The organism is Amycolatopsis nalaikhensis (genome assembly GCF_030264295.1).
Lineage (GTDB): Bacteria > Actinomycetota > Actinomycetes > Mycobacteriales > Pseudonocardiaceae > Amycolatopsis > Amycolatopsis nalaikhensis.
In genome coordinates, this window is the sequence record NZ_CP127173.1 from 10576360 (window position 1) to 10590994 (window position 14635).

At 72.5% G+C, this 14635-nt stretch carries 14 protein-coding genes; 11 read left to right on the forward strand and 3 right to left on the reverse strand.

Going from position 1 to position 14635, the window contains the following annotated elements:
• Positions 1-45 precede the first annotated feature (45 nt).
• The 5 genes from QP939_RS51300 (at position 46) to QP939_RS51320 (ending at position 6685) form a co-directional block, all read left to right on the forward strand.
• On the forward strand, positions 46-1596 hold the full coding sequence (locus tag QP939_RS51300; RefSeq protein ID WP_285454268.1) for a tachylectin-related carbohydrate-binding protein: 1551 nt from the start codon (positions 46-48) through the stop codon (positions 1594-1596).
• 13 nt (positions 1597-1609) lie between these two features.
• Entirely contained in the window at positions 1610-3487 is a 1878-nt protein-coding gene (locus QP939_RS51305; protein ID WP_285454269.1) for an FG-GAP-like repeat-containing protein, read from the forward strand.
• Between the two features lie 133 nt (positions 3488-3620).
• A complete protein-coding gene (locus QP939_RS51310) occupies positions 3621-5375 on the forward strand; it encodes an arabinofuranosyltransferase AftB family protein (protein WP_285454270.1) in 1755 nt (584 codons plus the stop codon).
• Between the two features lie 114 nt (positions 5376-5489).
• Entirely contained in the window at positions 5490-6185 is a 696-nt protein-coding gene (locus QP939_RS51315) for a S1 family peptidase (RefSeq protein ID WP_285454271.1), read from the forward strand.
• Positions 6186-6241: 56 nt separating this feature from the next.
• Positions 6242-6685: a YdeI/OmpD-associated family protein gene (locus QP939_RS51320; protein ID WP_285454272.1), complete on the forward strand. Its 444-nt coding sequence runs from the start codon at positions 6242-6244 to the stop codon at positions 6683-6685.
• Here QP939_RS51320 and QP939_RS51325 read toward each other — a convergent pair.
• Together QP939_RS51325 and QP939_RS51330 are read right to left on the reverse strand one after the other, a co-directional pair.
• On the reverse strand, positions 6682-8088 hold the full coding sequence (locus QP939_RS51325; protein ID WP_285454273.1) for a class I adenylate-forming enzyme family protein: 1407 nt from the start codon (positions 8086-8088) through the stop codon (positions 6682-6684). The genes QP939_RS51320 and QP939_RS51325 overlap by 4 nt on opposite strands.
• Positions 8089-8118: 30 nt before the next feature.
• The gene (locus tag QP939_RS51330; protein WP_434219622.1) at positions 8119-8772 is read right to left on the reverse strand and encodes a hypothetical protein; all 654 of its coding nucleotides are present in this window, start codon (positions 8770-8772) and stop codon (positions 8119-8121) included.
• Between the two features lie 384 nt (positions 8773-9156).
• On the opposite strand from QP939_RS51330, the gene QP939_RS51335 reads away from it, so the two are divergent.
• From QP939_RS51335 to QP939_RS51360, 6 genes are all read left to right on the forward strand, one after another.
• A complete protein-coding gene (locus QP939_RS51335; protein WP_285454274.1) occupies positions 9157-9501 on the forward strand; it encodes a WXG100 family type VII secretion target in 345 nt (114 codons plus the stop codon).
• 18 nt (positions 9502-9519) lie between these two features.
• Positions 9520-9822, forward strand: coding sequence for a hypothetical protein (locus tag QP939_RS51340; RefSeq protein WP_020644701.1), 303 nt, complete (start codon positions 9520-9522; stop codon positions 9820-9822).
• Positions 9823-9926: 104 nt separating this feature from the next.
• Positions 9927-10313: a hypothetical protein gene (locus QP939_RS51345; protein ID WP_285454276.1), complete on the forward strand. Its 387-nt coding sequence runs from the start codon at positions 9927-9929 to the stop codon at positions 10311-10313.
• Positions 10310-11608, forward strand: a complete 1299-nt coding sequence (locus QP939_RS51350) for a WXG100 family type VII secretion target (RefSeq protein ID WP_285454277.1) — start codon at positions 10310-10312, stop codon at positions 11606-11608. The genes QP939_RS51345 and QP939_RS51350 overlap by 4 nt, the downstream gene beginning before the upstream one ends.
• 75 nt (positions 11609-11683) lie before the next feature.
• A complete protein-coding gene (locus tag QP939_RS51355) occupies positions 11684-13024 on the forward strand; it encodes an alpha/beta hydrolase (RefSeq protein WP_285454279.1) in 1341 nt (446 codons plus the stop codon).
• A complete protein-coding gene (locus tag QP939_RS51360; protein ID WP_285454281.1) occupies positions 13021-13389 on the forward strand; it encodes a hypothetical protein in 369 nt (122 codons plus the stop codon). The genes QP939_RS51355 and QP939_RS51360 overlap by 4 nt, the downstream gene beginning before the upstream one ends.
• Before the next feature lie 79 nt (positions 13390-13468).
• Here QP939_RS51360 and QP939_RS51365 read toward each other — a convergent pair whose 3' ends face one another.
• On the reverse strand, positions 13469-14623 hold the full coding sequence (locus QP939_RS51365; protein WP_434219623.1) for a S8 family serine peptidase: 1155 nt from the start codon (positions 14621-14623) through the stop codon (positions 13469-13471).
• Positions 14624-14635 lie beyond the last annotated feature (12 nt).

Here is a 14635-nt window from a genome sequence, read left to right on the forward strand (position 1 = left end):
TCCCGGTCACCGGGACACGCGGCCTTCCACCCGGGGGAAACCCGAATGCGCCCACGAGGCAGAACCAGGTTCACCGCCCTGTCCACCACGGTGCTCGCCGCCGGTCTCCTGTCCGCGACGCCCGCGGACGCCCTGTCCGGCGGCACCACCGTCCCGGTGGGCACCCACCCGTTTCTGGCCCGGATCACCACGCCCACCAAGGCCTGTTCCGGCGCCCTGATCGACCCGTCGTGGCTGCTCACCTCCGCGACCTGCCTGACGCCGACGGCGTCCGGCGCGGCGAGCGAGGCCGCGACGATCACCGTCGGCGACGTCGACCTCGGCACCGGTGCGGGCCACACCACGAAGGTGGCCAAGGTCGTGCGCCGCACCGACCGCGACGTCGTCCTCGCGAAGCTGGAGACCGCCGCGACCGGCGTGACGCTGGCGACGGTCGGCACCACCGCGCCGCGGGCCGGGGAAACCCTGCAAGTGGCCGGGTTCGGCCGCACCGCGACCGACTGGGTGCCCGCGCGGCCACGCGTCGCGCCCTTCACCGTCTCGAGCGTCGACGGCGCCACCGTGTCGGTGTCGTCGGCCGACGGCGTCGACACCTGCAAGGGCGACGCCGGCGGGCCCGCGTTCCGGGTGAGCGGCGGGACGGCCGAGGTCGTGGCGCTGAGCAGCGCGTCGTGGCAGCACGGCTGCCTCGACGTCACCGAAACCCGCCAGGGCGGCACCGAAACCCGCGTCGACGACCTCGGCGCGTGGATCGGCAAGCAGATCGTGCCGACGCCGGTGTCCTGCCCGGCCGGGGCCGCGATCTGGAACGCCCGCGCCGACGGCAGCCTGTGGCGCTACGTCCACCTCGACCCCGCCGGCGGCGCGGTCAGCTGGTCGCAGCCGAGCAGCCCGATCGGCTCCGGCTGGGACGGCCGGACGCTGGCCGGTCGCGGCGGCGTCATCTGGGACGTCCACCGCAACCACGGTGCCGGTGATCCGTACGCGAGCGGCAGCCTGAAGCGCTGGGTGTACTCGACGACGTCCGGGTGGAGCGGCGGCAACCAGGTGGGCAGTGGCTGGGACCGCTACCTGACCGCCGAGTACAAGAACCGGATCACCGTCGACGAGCGGAACCGGATCTTCATGGTCGACGACCAGGGCCGCCTGAAGGTCTACCTCTGGGACGACGCGACAGGCCAGTGGGTCAACGGCGTCGGCGACGTCCTCGACACCGGCTGGGGCCGGTTCGACTCGGTCACCGCGGCCGGGGACGGCGTGCTCTACGCCCGGAAGCCGACCGGCGAGCTGTTCCGCTTCAAGTACGACTTCGCGACGTCGTCGTGGACCCAGAAGGACAAGCCGGTCGGCGTCGGCTGGCAGATGTTCAGCGAGATCTTCTCGCCGGGCGCCGACATCCTGTACGGCCGCGGCAGCACCGGCACCAGCCCGTGGGACGGCCAGCCCGGCCCGGTCCTGCGCTGGTACCGCCACTCCGACAACACCGACACGTGGGCGCCGTCCGGTCCGGACCACATGGGCGTGACCATCGGCTCGGGCTGGAACACCAAGATCCACGTGACCTCCGCACCCGACTCCTGCGCGCTCGCAGGCTGAGAGGACGCACTCCATGCGCACATCGAGAACCGCGACGGTCTCGGCCGCGGTACTGGCGGTCGGGCTGCTGACCACCGTCCCCGCCGCGGCCGTCCCCGGCCCCGCCGCCACCGGCTCCGGCTTCGCCGCCAAGATCACCACCGAAGGCCGCGCCTGCAGCGGCGCGCTCGTCGAACCCACGCTGGTCCTCACGGCCGCGAACTGCTTCCCCGAAAACCCGCCGGCGAAGCCCGTCAGCGTCACGGTGGGCGGCCACGTCGCGAAGGTGACGGCCGTGGTGCCCCGCACCGACCGCGACGTCGCGCTGGTCCGGCTGGACACCACGATCACCGACGTCACCCCGGTCGCGCTCGGCACGGCCGCGGGGGTGCTGGGCGCGTCGGACGAGCTGACGCTCACCGGCTGGGGCCGGACCGCGACCGACTGGGTGCCGAACGAAGCGCACAGCGGCAAGTTCACGGTCGCCGCGAGCACCGCGACGACGCTGTCGCTCACCGGGACCGACGGCGACGCCTGCAAGGGCGACGCGGGTGCGCCGCTCGTCCGCGCGGACGGCACCGTGGTCGCGGTGGCGGGCCGGTCCTGGCAGCACGGCTGCTTCGGCGAGACGGGCACCCAGCAGGGCACGACCGGCGTCCGGGTCGACGACCTGAGCAGCTGGATCCGCGCCCAGGCGATCACCGGCACCGCGAAGGCCGTCGGTCACGGCGTCACGCTGTCCTGGACCCCGCTGGCCGCCTCCGACGACGCGACCTACTCCATCTACGCGAACTCCTCCGGCCCGGCGACCAACAGCGCGACGCAGCTCATCGGGACCACGAAGGCGAGCACCTTCCTGCACTCGGCGACGTCCCGCAAGACGTGGTCGTACCTCGTGGTCGCATCGAACGGCGCGGCGAGCCCGCTGTTCACGGAGGTCACGGGAGCGCGGTCGCTGACCGACTTCACCGGTGACGGCAAGGCCGACATCGCCACGTTCACCCGCGGCAGCGCCGGCGACGTCTACGCGGCGGCATCCGACGGGACGAAGTTCAACGGCACCAGCACCCTGTGGCACGACCGGTTTTCGGTCGGCACGGAAATCCCCCTGTCCGGTGACTTCAACGGCGACGGCAAGGCGGATGTGGCCACCTTCAGCCGCGGCAGCACCGCCGACGTCTACGTCGCCCTTTCGGACGGGACCAAGTTCGACGGCAACGGCGTGATGTGGGACGACTACTTCGCCGCCAACGGCGAGATCCCCGCGGTCGGGGACTTCAACGGTGACGGCAAGGACGACATCGCCACCTTCACCTTGGGCACCGCCGGTGACGTCTATGTCGCGCTTTCGGACGGCACCAAGTTCGGGGCGAGCTCCCTGTGGCACGGCGACTTCGGCTTCGGCGCCGAGCTGCCCTACGTCGGCGACTTCACCGGCGACGGCAAGGACGACGTCGCCGTCTTCACCCGCGGAACCACCGGTGACGTCTACGTCGCCACCTCCGACGGCACCAAGTTCATCGGCAACGGGGTGAAGTGGCACGACAACTTCGCCTTCAACGCCGAAATTCCCGCGATCGGGGACTTCACCGGTGACGGCAAGGACGACATCGCGGTATTCACCCGCGGCACCGCCGCCGACGTCTACGTCGCCACCTCCGACGGCACCAAGTTCGTCGGCACCACCGTCAAGTGGCACGACCACTTCGCGGCGAACGACGAGATTCCCGCCGTCGGCGACTTCACCGGCGACGGCAAGGACGACATCGCCACCTTCACCCGCGGCACCGCCGCCGACGTCTACGTCGCCACCTCCGACGGCACCAAGTTCGCCGGAGACAGCGTCAAGTGGCACGACAACTTCGCCTACAACAGCGAAGTCCCGGCACCACGGGCGATCACGATCCTGTAGGACCCCGACGGGCTCGGGCCGGGAGATTCCCGGCCCGAGCCCGTTTTCGCGCGACCGGTAGCCTCGCACCGAGCGGCGGGTGTTCGCCCGGAGCCGCGCACCCCGCCCCCTGGGCCCTAGGAGCTTCCCGCAGATGAGCACTACCGTCGCCGACGCGTCCGCCGGCGCGCACGCCGAACAGCCCGAACCCGGCCGGCGTCATCGGGCGCGAATCTGGAACTGGTTCGTGCTGGGCGTCACCGTCGCGGTGTTCGCCGTGCTCGCCTGGAACCGGCGCTGGATGAGTGACGACGGGCTGATCGTCCTGCGCACGGTCCGGCAGATCCTCGCGGGCAACGGTCCGGTCTTCAACGTCGGCGAGCGGGTCGAGTCCAACACCAGCACGCTCTGGACCTATCTGCTGGTCGCGTTCGGCTGGATCCCCGGCCTGCGGCTGGAGTGGCTCGCCGTGATCCTGGGCCTGCTCTGCTCGATCGGCGGCCTGCTGCTCGCGCTCGACGGCACTCGCCGGCTGGCCGGTCCCACCCGCTCCACCATCGTCGCCCCGGCCGGTGTGCTCGTGCTCATCGCGCTGCCGCCGTTTCGCGACTTCGCCACCTCGGGCCTCGAAACCGGCCTGATCACCCTGTGGTTGGGCACGACCTGGTGGCTGCTCGTCCGGCACGCACGCCGCACGCCCGCGTGCCCGGTGGCGGTCACCGCGCTCGTCATCGGCCTGGGCGTGCTGGTCCGCCCCGACCTGGCTCTGTTCAGCGCCTTCGCCGGCCTCGGCCTGCTGCTGCTGGAATGGCGGGGCTGGCGCCGCGCCCTGCTCTGGGCGGCCGCGGCCGCGGCCCTGCCGATCGCCTACCAGATCTTCCGCATGGGCTACTACGGCCTGCTCACCCCCAACACCGCGCTGGTCAAGGAAGCCTCGAACGCGATGTGGAGCCGCGGCTGGGACTACCTGGCCGACTTCACCGGCCCGTACTACCTGTGGATTCCCCTCGTCCTGTGCGCCGTCCTCGGCGGGCTCACGCTGCGGCGGGCCCGGATCGACCGGCCGGTGGTGATCGTCGTGGCCGTGTCCCTGCTCGGCGGGATCGCCCTGGCGCTCTACGTGATCCGTGTCGGCGGCGACTTCATGCACGGCCGGATGCTGCTGCCCGCCCTGTTCAGCCTCATGCTGCCGATCATGGTCGTCCGGCTGACTCGCGCGACCGTGGTGCCCGCCCTCGCCCTCGGCGTCTGGGCGATCGTCGCCACCGGATGGCTGCGCACCGACTTCGCCACCGCCGGCAAGCCCGTCGACGAGACCGTGACCATCGCCGACGAACGAGTCGCCTACGTCGCCGCCAGCCACCACGCACACCCGATCCTGGCCGAGGACTTCGACGAGTTCACCGCCATCGCCCGCCCGATCAACGCCATGCTCGCCACCGACCGGTCACCCGCAATCCTCGTCCAGAGCAAGGAAGGCGGCTGGCACCGCTACCCCTCGACCAACGGGCGCACCATCGCCACCTTCTTCAACATCGGCGGCCCCGGCATGCTCCTCCCGCTCGACATGTGGGTCCACGACCCGATCGGCCTCGCCAACCCGGTCGCCGCGCACACCACGCCGTACCCGACCCGCCGGATCGGCCACAACAAGTACGCGGGCGCCGCGTGGGAAGCCGCCCAGTTCGCCCGGGGAACCCCGGCCGAACTGATCGCACAAGGCGACTTCACGGTCGGGAGCCTCGACGCGATCCGCCGCACCTTGGCCTGCCGGCACAACCCGGAAATGCTGGAATCGGTCCGGGCACCGCTGACCGCCGGACGCTTCTGGCGGAACTTCGTCCACGCCGTCGGCCGGACGGGCCTGCGCTACGACTACGACCCCCGCGTCGCGCAGACCTGTCCCTGAACCGGTTACCGACTTCGGTAGGTTCCGAAAATCCTTCACGGCTCCTAGCGTGAGCTGGTCGTTCCGTTCGGGACGAGTCTCCGGATCACCTGGCCGAAGGGCATTTTCATGAGAATGTCGAGGGCTGTCGCCGCGGTGGGTGCCGCCGCGGTGCTGAGCGTGGTCTCAGCGGGGGTCGCGGACGCCCAGCAGGACATCATCGGCGGGACCACCGTGTCGTCCGCGCCGTGGGGCGCCCAGATCTACTGGAACAACGTCACCACCTACGGCGGGTTCGAGTGCTCGGGGACGATCATCGCCCCGCAGTGGGTGCTCACCGCCCGGCACTGCCTGAACTCGCCGGGCATGCACGTCAAGGTCGGCAGCGTGACGCTCCAGCAGGGCACGAACGCCAACGTCGACCAGCAGAAGGCCTCGCCCAACGGCGACATCGCCCTGCTGCACCTCACGACGGCGGTGAACACGACGTACATGAAGCTCGGCACCGGCAACCCACCGACCGGCTCCACCAACCAGATCTACGGCTGGGGCCGCACGCAGGGCAGCAGCCCGCCGTCGAGCACCTTGAAGACCGCCAACGTGCGCGTGACGGGCCTCAGCTCCGACGCGTACGGCGGCACGGCGATCGCCAGCCGAGGCATCGACGGCTCGGCGTGGCACGGCGACTCGGGCGGCCCGCAGCTCTCCAACGGTGTCCAGGTCGGGGTGTGCTCCACGGGCAGCAACTCCGGTTCGAACCCGCAGGGCACGCAGAACTACGCGAGCATCGCCTCGAGCCGCACCTGGATCCAGCAGACCGCGGGCGTCTGACCCGCACCCCGTGGAGGCCGCACCCCGGGCGGCCTCCACGGGGCATACTCGCTCCCATGAAGTTCCGCACCACGGTCTTGCTCGGCGGCAAGACGGCGACCGGCCTCCCGGTACCCGACGACGTCGTCGAGGCACTTGGCGCCGGCAAGAAACCGGCGGTCACGGTGACGCTCGGCGGGCACACGTACCGCACGACGGTCGCGAGCCGAGGCGGGCGGTTCCTGGTTCCGCTGAGCGCCGAGAACCGGGAGAAAGCCGGTGTCGCCGCCGGGGACGACGTCGAGGTGGAGATCGCCCTCGACACGGCACCGCGCGAACTGGAGATCCCGGCCGACCTCGCCGCCGCCCTGGCGGCCGACGAGACCGCCCGCGCCCGGTTCGAAACCCTTTCGTACAGCGCGAAACAGCGGTTCGTGCTGCCGATCGGCCAGGCGAAGACGGAGGAGACGCGGCAGCGGCGGGTCGCCAAGGTGATCACCGACCTGCGCGCCGGAACCTAGTCCACAATAGACCGCCGCAGCGCCGCCTTGTCCGGTTTCCCAGACGGGGCAACCGGAACCGCCCCCACGAAGCTGAACCGCGCCGGGACCGCGGCCTCCCCCAGCTCGGCCGCCACCGCCTTGCGCACCGCCGCCAGGTCCGGCTCCCGCCCCGGCGCCGGAACGACGAACGCGTGCGCCGCCTCGCCGGTCCGCTCGTCCGGCACCGCCACCACGTACGCCTGGTCCACGTCCGGGTGCGCCGCGATCGCCCGCTCGATCGGGCCCGTGTAGTGGATGACCGCGTTCACGATCACCACGTCCCGCGCGCGACCCGACAGGTGCAAGTACCCCTCCGCGTCCACGAACCCGAGGTCCTGCGTGCGCACCCAGCCGTCGCGCAGCACCTCGGCCGTCGTCTCGGGGTCACGCCAATACCCCGAGAACGCCGACGGCGTGCGCACCCAGACCTCGCCGTCGCGCACCGAGATTTCCACCGTGTCGCACGGCTTTCCGACCGACCCCGGCCCCTCGTCGGCCCGGCAGATCGTCAGCATCCCCGTCTCGGTCTGCCCGTACGCGTGATGCATCGCGGGCCCGATCCGCTCGGCCGCCTCGGCCAGCTGGTGCGGCGGCACCGGTGACCCCGCGACGATCAGCACGCGCACCCCACTGAGGTCGACGTCGGATTCCCGCAGCACGCCCAGGACCTGGTGCAGGCGCGGCACGGTCATCAGCGCCGCGGTGATCCGCAGCCGGGGCAGGATCCACGGGAAGTCCGGCGGCTCCGAAGGGATCACCGCTGTGCCGCCCGCGAGCAGCGTCACCCCCAGCTGCTCGACCATCACCGCGCTGGCGAGCGTCCCGAACAGCAGGTACCGGCCGAATCCCGCGCCGAGCCGCGCGTGGGCCGAGCCGGGCACCGGGGCGCGCCACACGCGGCCTTCGGTCAGCGCTCGGTAGCTGTAGGCCACGCCCTTCGGCACGCCGGTGCTGCCGCTGGTGAACACCACCGTCGCGACGTCGTCCAGCCGCCCCTGCGGCACGGGCTCGGCGTACGGGGTCGCCGCCAAGGCGGCCACCGAAAGCACCGGCACGTCGGCTTTCAGCGGCTCGTCCGCGACCACCGCCGCGACGTCGGCGAGTATGTGCCGCAGCTGGGCTTCCGGCAGGCCGGGCCGCACCGCGACCGCGCGGGCGCCGAGCACGTGCACCGCCATCAGCGCCGCGAACCCCTCCGGCGTCACCGCCGTCGCGAGCCCGACGCCGTCGCCCGGACCCAGCCCGGCCGCCCGCAGGCCCGCGGCGAACCGGCCGATCAGCTCCCGCAGCTCGCCGCGTGCCGTGACGCGCGCGCCGTGTTCGAACGCGGGAACCTCCGGCGCGCGCTCCAGCTCGTCCAGCAGTGCCTGCGGGTGGACCATCTCGACCGCCTTTCGCCCGGGCGTCCCGGTCTACCGGACGGATCTCAGAATTTCGGCAGAAGGCCGGAGCACCACCGCGCCCGCCGCGAAACCCGCGGTCAGGGTCCAGAAGTCCGGGTGGACGATCGACTGGCCGCGCTGCGCCGGCCAGGTCAGCAGCACCAGCAGACCCGCGTAGCCCGCACCGGCGATCCGAACCAGGCGACGACGGACGACGTCGTCCGAGAGCACCGCGTACCGGCGGGCCGGCAGGAGCAGTCCGAACGCGACCAGCGGCAGCACCTGCAGGCCGTGGACGCCGACGAAGTGCGGGATCCGCAGGTCGCCGCCGACTGTGCTCCAGCCCAGCACGGGCAGGCCGGGACCGCCGTCCTCGACGCCGACCGAGTGCGCGCCGAACGTCGAGGGCTTGCCGCCCGCGTCGAGCACCGCCTGCTGGGCCGGCGAGGGCGAGAACATCAGCATCGCGACGCCCATCCCGGCCAGCGCCAGGCCCGTCCCCCAGCGCAACGCCGAGTTCAGCGCCCGGTCCGGGAGGCGCTGGACCAGCAGCAGCACGACGACGGCGGCGGTCATCAGCCACGCCGCGTACGCGCCACCCGCGACGACGTTGCTGATCATCACGTCGGCCGGGGTCGCCTTGGTGAAGTGCAGCGTGTGATCGCGGAAGATCATCTGCAGCACGCACGTGCGCCAGAAGCCAAGCCAGCGTCAGATCGGCGCATTGACCAGCGTGCGATCATCGAGGAGCAGGTCGAGCAGCGACGCCGCGCACACCCATCACCCCGGCGAGCACCACCAGCGGGCGGTGCCACGACCGGAGCGTGACCAGCGGATTTCCCTTGTCTGCCATGGCATACAGCCTGGCCGGGACCACCGCCGCGGGCACTGGAGCGCGCCCCCGTCACGAAGGGGGCACACCCCACCACGGCCCTGTGGGTAATAGTGCCGTCACCGCGACCGGCAGTTGTGCCGTTTGACCACACAGGCCTCTTTTCTAGCGTGACTTTCACACCGCGCGGACCACCGCGCCAGGGGAAATCGCTTCAGGAAGGAGGTGGCCCGTCGATGTCCAGTCCGGGATTCCAGGCAGATTCCGCTGCCATGACGCGCGCCGTCCAGGGTTTCGAGGAAACCGCGACGAACGCCAAGTCCACGATGGCCAGCTTGGAGTCCGAGCTGACCGAGGCGCTGCGCAACTACAAGGGTGACCAGGCCGTGGCGTTCTGGGACCTCCAGCGGCGGCTCCAGGAGAAGATGAGCGTCGCGGTGAAGGAGCTCGACACCATGTCGCAGCTCGTCCACACCAGCCACCAGAACTACGGCCGCGGCGACGCCGACGTCCACCAGAGCTTCCAGGGGGTCGGCAACTCCCTCGAGGGCTCGGGCGTGATCCCCCGCCTCAACCCCTGACCCGAGAGGACGCCCACCATGGCCGACGTCGTCGAAATCAACTTCGCCGCGCTGCAGCACAGCTCGGCATCCCTGGCCGCCAAGGCCAAGGCGCTCACCTCGCAGCTGGAGCAGCTGCACCAGAACCTGCAGCCGATCACCGCGACCTGGTACGCCTCCGGCAGCTCCGCCGGTGACGCGGCCCGCCAGTCGGAAACCCGCCTGCGCCAGGCCACCGCGGACATCGTCGCCATCATCGCGCAGTTCGGCGGCAAGGTCGGCGAGGCCCACGACCTCCAGCAGTCGCTGGAGAACCGCAACCAGGGGCTGTTCGCGGGCTGACCCGCGCCCAGACGTCGGTCGGCCGGTGCGGGAAACCCCCCGCTCGCACCGGCCGACCGGCTTTCCCGTTCCGCGATCGTGCGACAAGAGAGCCGGGGAACCCGATGCACGACCAGTCGTACTACGTCCACCTGGAGTCGCTGAAGGACTTCGTGCGGGAGCTGGAGACCCAGATCCACGCGATGTCCAAACCGAACGACTTCCTGCTCACCCTCGGCCAGGAGCCGCTGCTGTTCGGCGAGTTCGGCGAAGCCGGGTCGCTGGCCGACGCCCACCGCGCGGCCGTGTCGGAGATGCAGGGCCTGCTCGACCAGGTCCGCGGCGCGATCGGCTTCGCGCAGGACGTCACCACCACGGTCGCCGACGGCTACCAGAACGCCGACCAGGCGGTGGCCGGGGACCTGCACCACTCGGGCGCCGTCACCGACCTGCTCGACCCGGTGCTGGGCCTGCTGGGCCTGGGCGACTCGGACGGGAGCCGCAAGGGATGACGAAGAACACCGCGCACACGAACTTCGCCGCCTACAGCCACCAGCAGCTGTACGCGATGCTGCAGGCCGGTGACCCGAACAGCGCGCGGCACGCCGCCGACAAGTGGAAGTCCGCCGCGCTGCACCTGCACGAGCAGGCCCACAACCTCAACGCCGAGCTGACCGAGTTCAAGGACCAGTGGACCGGCGGCGCGGCCGAGCAGTACCAGCGGATGATCATCGACCTGGCGAACGGCATCTCCAAGGTGGCGCAGACCGCCGAGTCGATGAACGTGATGCTCGACGACGCCGCCGACGCGCTGGTGAAGGCCAAGAAGGAGATGCCGCCGCCGGTCGCGGTGCCGGACGTCTCCCCCGCCGACGTCGCGCTCGCGGTGAACCCGCCGCTGCTGCCTCCGGACGCCTCGCCCGCGCTGGTGCAGGCCGCCGCCCAGCAGCGCCAGCAGGCCATCGCGAACGTCGAGGCGCAGCAGTCGGCCGCGAACGCCGCCGGCTCCGCGCACGGGAAGGCGATCGTCGTCATGACCGAACTGGCCGGTGAGTACACCACCGCCGAGGAGTCGATCCCGGCTTCGCCGAACGCCGTCGAGGTGCCCTCGACCCCGCCGCCCCCGGGCGGTGGCGGCGCGACGACCGGCTCGCCGGGGCTCGTCGGCAACGGCACGACCGAACCCGGCGTCGTCGTCACCCCGGGCGACGGGCACCCGCTGCCCGGCGGCACGGCACCCCAGCCGGGGACGACCGCGCCGACGTCGAACCCGCTCTTCGGCGACATGTTCACCGCCGGGCTCGCCGCGGCGTCGGCCGCCGCGTTCGGCCGGTTCGGCTCGATCATGCCGAAGGTGCCGGGCTGGGCGACCGGCAAGGACCCCAAGGAGAACAAGGAGCAGCCGCCCGGCACGAAGCTCGGCGGGGGCGGCGCGGGCGTCGAAGGCGGGGCCGGTGGCGGCATCCCGATCGGCGGCGGCGACGCGCCCGCACTCGGTGGCGGTGGCGTCGGCATCCCGGGCGGGGGCGGCGCGGACGCTCCGGCGGCGCACTCCGGCCTGTCCGGCGACGGCGGCGCGGGCAACGCGCTCAGCGGGCTCGCGGGCGGCGCGGCCGGTGCCGCGGGCGCGGCGGCGGCCAAGGGCGCGATGCCGATGATGCCCATGATGCCGATGGGCATGGGCGGTGGCGGCGACCTGGGTTCCGGACGGCGGATCCCGGCGTGGCTGGTGGAGACGGAGAACGTCTGGGGCCAGGCGGCCCCGGTCGCGCCCCCGGTGATCGGCGAAGAGCCGGAAGCGTACTGACCCGGTCGTGAGTGTTCAGGGCGGTTCTAACCGCCCTAAACACTCACGACCCCTGCTGCGAAACGGAGGCGGGCCGTGACGGCTGCCGGATATCGCGTGGCCCCGGCCCGCCTCGACTCGGTGGCGGGTGAGTTCGGCTCCCGCGCCGACGCACTGGCGACGGCGCAATCCGCGGTGGCGGGCGAGAAGGTGCCCGCCGCCGCCTTCGGCCAGGTCGGCGAATCCGCGGCCGCGGCCAAGACGTTCGAGAAGACCATGACGGAGCTGGGCGCGAAGCTCGAGTCGGGCGTGTCCCGGCTCCGGACGCTCCAAAGTGGACTGACCGCGTCGGCGGCGGGTTATCGCCGCGCCGACGCCCAGGTCGCCGCGATGTACCGGGCGCTGCTGCCCGAGGATCCCTTGCCGAAGGCGGGAAACCCCAGCGGGATCGGCGGTTCGGCCGACACCGGCGCGTGGGCGCACGCGATCGCGGACAACCGCGTGAAGGTCGCCGACGCGCTGACGGCCGAACGCGCCAAGCTGGCCGCCCTGACCGACCCCGACGAGATCGCGCGGTCGCGGGCGCGGATCAAGCTGTACGAAGACATCCTGGCGAACAACCGGCAGATCCTGCGGTTCGACCCGTCGGGCAACGGCCGGATCGCCGAGCTGGTCGGGCACATCGAGCCGGGGACGCGCAACGTCGGGCTGTTCGTGCCCGGTGTCAACACGCAGATGTCCAACTTCGACGCCTACGCCGGCCTCGGGCGCAGCCTGGTGGCCGCGGACCCGACCGGGCGCACGGCGATGGTCGTCTGGGCCGACGGCGTGTTCCCGCAGAACCCGGTGGTGCAGGGGCCGGACGCGAGCTACGCGCAGACGATGGCGCCCGCCCTCAAGCACTTCGCCGACGACCTGCGCGGCGAGATCGCGAGCCACGCGGGCTCCGACGTCACGCTGACCGCGATCGGCCACAGCTACGGCGGCGCGACGGTCGGGCTGGCCGAGACGCGGGGACTCGACGTCGACCGCGTCCTGCACGTGGAGTCGGCGGGCATGGGCCACGGCGTGTGGTCGCCGTCGGACCTGCCGGCGAGCCAGGCGGGCGTCCAGCGGTACTCGATGACGGCGCCGCTCGACCCGATCGAGATCGCCCAGGGCAACGCGTGGGGCCTGGAGTGGACGGGCATCGGCCACGGCGCGGACCCGGACACGTTCCCCGGCGTCACGGAGCTGGAGACCGGGCGTTCCGCTGCCGGGGACCAGCTGTGGGGGCTTTCGTCGCACAGTGACGTGCTGAAGCCGGGTTCGGAGTCGTGGACGAACATCTACCGGGTGATCACGAGCGGCCCGGTGACGCCGGACGGCACGTTCGACCCGAACGGCATCCTGGAGCACGGCATCGAGTTCCTGAACGACGGGGGTGTGCTGCGATGAGCGTCGAGCTGGACCGGCTCGCGGGCGAGCTGACCGACGTGATCGACAGCGTGGCGGAGGCGTTCGGCGCCCCGGCGGACCGCACGGTGGACGGCGAGCTGGACTGCGACCCGACCCGCCCCGGCCACCTGCGCTGCTGGCAGTACGGGGTGCGCGTCGAGCAGGCGGGCGAACCGGAGCGGCGCCTGGCCGAGGTGGTCCTGCCGACGCTGACCGAGCGCGGCTGGCAGGCGCACGACCGGAGCACGCCGCGCGAGCTGATCGCCCGCTTCAGCCGCGACGGCGCGGACTTCACGGTGCACGTCGCGAGGGCGAGCCACGCGGTGGCGATCATCGGTTCGACCCGCCCGGTCCCGGCAGCCTGACACGCCGGCTCCCGTACGCCCTCGTGAGTGGCGATTCGGGTTAGAACCCTCATTGCCACTCACGACCACCAGTCCGTGGCTACGGGGTGAAACGGCTTGGGCGCCAGCCTCGGCGGCGGGCTCGGCGGACCGCCGCCACCGTCACCCCGGCCGCCGCGGCCGCCGCCACTCCCGCCAGCGCGATCGTGCCCGCTGCCACGTCCGCCGGGCGCCGGGCCGGGGCCGCCGCCGGAGCCACCGCCGCACCCGAACCCGCCGGGACCACCGCACCCGGTGCGGCGACGTCGGCGGGCAGCGTCGACGACACCGCCGCGTACGCGTCCACGACTCCCCAGCCCAGCCGCGGGTCGTGGCCGCCCGAAGGCGGGCGGTGCGCCGTCAACGTCAAGCGCGTCAGGACCTGGTCGCCGGTCAGCTCCGGGTGGTACGAACGGATCAGCGCCGCGACCCCGGCGACGTACCCCGCCGCGAGGCCCGGGTCCGTCACCGGCCAGCGGTGCGCCACCGCGCCGCCCGCTCCGGCCGACGTGCTCACCAGCTCCGCTCCCGGCGCCGCGACGCCGACGTAGTCCCCCGCTTCGGTCTGCACCGGCTCGCCCGCCGGGTTCACCGATCCGACGGCCAGCACCCCGGGCGTCGCCGTCGGGTACGTCCGCGTGCCCTGCTCGGTCGCCGCCGCCGCGGACACCACCACCGCACCTTCCGCCCGCGCCCGCGAAACCGCGCCCGACAACGCGGGACTGTCGAACGCCGCGGGCACGGCCACCAGGATGACGCTCGCGTGCCGGTCCACCGCCGCGTCGATCGCGCCCGCCAACGCGCGCGGGTCGCCGCTGCCGTCGGGGGCCGTGTAGCGGATCGGCAGCAGGCGCGCGCCCGGCGCGATCCCGGCGAACGTCGTCGACGCCGCCGGTTGCGCGCCGACGATGCCGGCCGCGATCGTGCCGCGGCCGTCGCAGTCCGTCCGCTCGGTGCCGGGCCCGCCTTCGAGCTGTCCCGGCGCGAACTGCGCGTTCTGCCCGTCGACGCCCGTGCCGATCACCGCGACGAGCTGGCCCTCACCCCGGGTCAGCGGCCACAGCCGCGCCGGGTCGACCTGCCGCTGCCCCCACGGGACCTCGCCGGTGTAGGTGCCCGAGGGGTTCGCGCACTGCGGGCCGGGCGCGGCGGACGCGCTCGCGGGCAGCCCGAGCGCGACGAGACCCGCGACCGCCAGCGCCGCCGGAACCCGCACCCGACCCTCCCC

Coding starts and splice junctions, on each gene's coding strand:
- QP939_RS51300 (WP_285454268.1), top strand. CDS start 46: ATGCGCCCACGAGGCAGAACCAGGTTCACCGCCCTGTCCACCACGGTG.
- QP939_RS51305 (WP_285454269.1), top strand. CDS start 1,610: ATGCGCACATCGAGAACCGCGACGGTCTCGGCCGCGGTACTGGCGGTC.
- QP939_RS51310 (WP_285454270.1), top strand. CDS start 3,621: ATGAGCACTACCGTCGCCGACGCGTCCGCCGGCGCGCACGCCGAACAG.
- QP939_RS51315 (WP_285454271.1), top strand. CDS start 5,490: ATGTCGAGGGCTGTCGCCGCGGTGGGTGCCGCCGCGGTGCTGAGCGTG.
- QP939_RS51320 (WP_285454272.1), top strand. CDS start 6,242: ATGAAGTTCCGCACCACGGTCTTGCTCGGCGGCAAGACGGCGACCGGC.
- QP939_RS51325 (WP_285454273.1), bottom strand. CDS start 8,088: ATGGTCCACCCGCAGGCACTGCTGGACGAGCTGGAGCGCGCGCCGGAG.
- QP939_RS51335 (WP_285454274.1), top strand. CDS start 9,157: ATGTCCAGTCCGGGATTCCAGGCAGATTCCGCTGCCATGACGCGCGCC.
- QP939_RS51340 (WP_020644701.1), top strand. CDS start 9,520: ATGGCCGACGTCGTCGAAATCAACTTCGCCGCGCTGCAGCACAGCTCG.
- QP939_RS51345 (WP_285454276.1), top strand. CDS start 9,927: ATGCACGACCAGTCGTACTACGTCCACCTGGAGTCGCTGAAGGACTTC.
- QP939_RS51350 (WP_285454277.1), top strand. CDS start 10,310: ATGACGAAGAACACCGCGCACACGAACTTCGCCGCCTACAGCCACCAG.
- QP939_RS51360 (WP_285454281.1), top strand. CDS start 13,021: ATGAGCGTCGAGCTGGACCGGCTCGCGGGCGAGCTGACCGACGTGATC.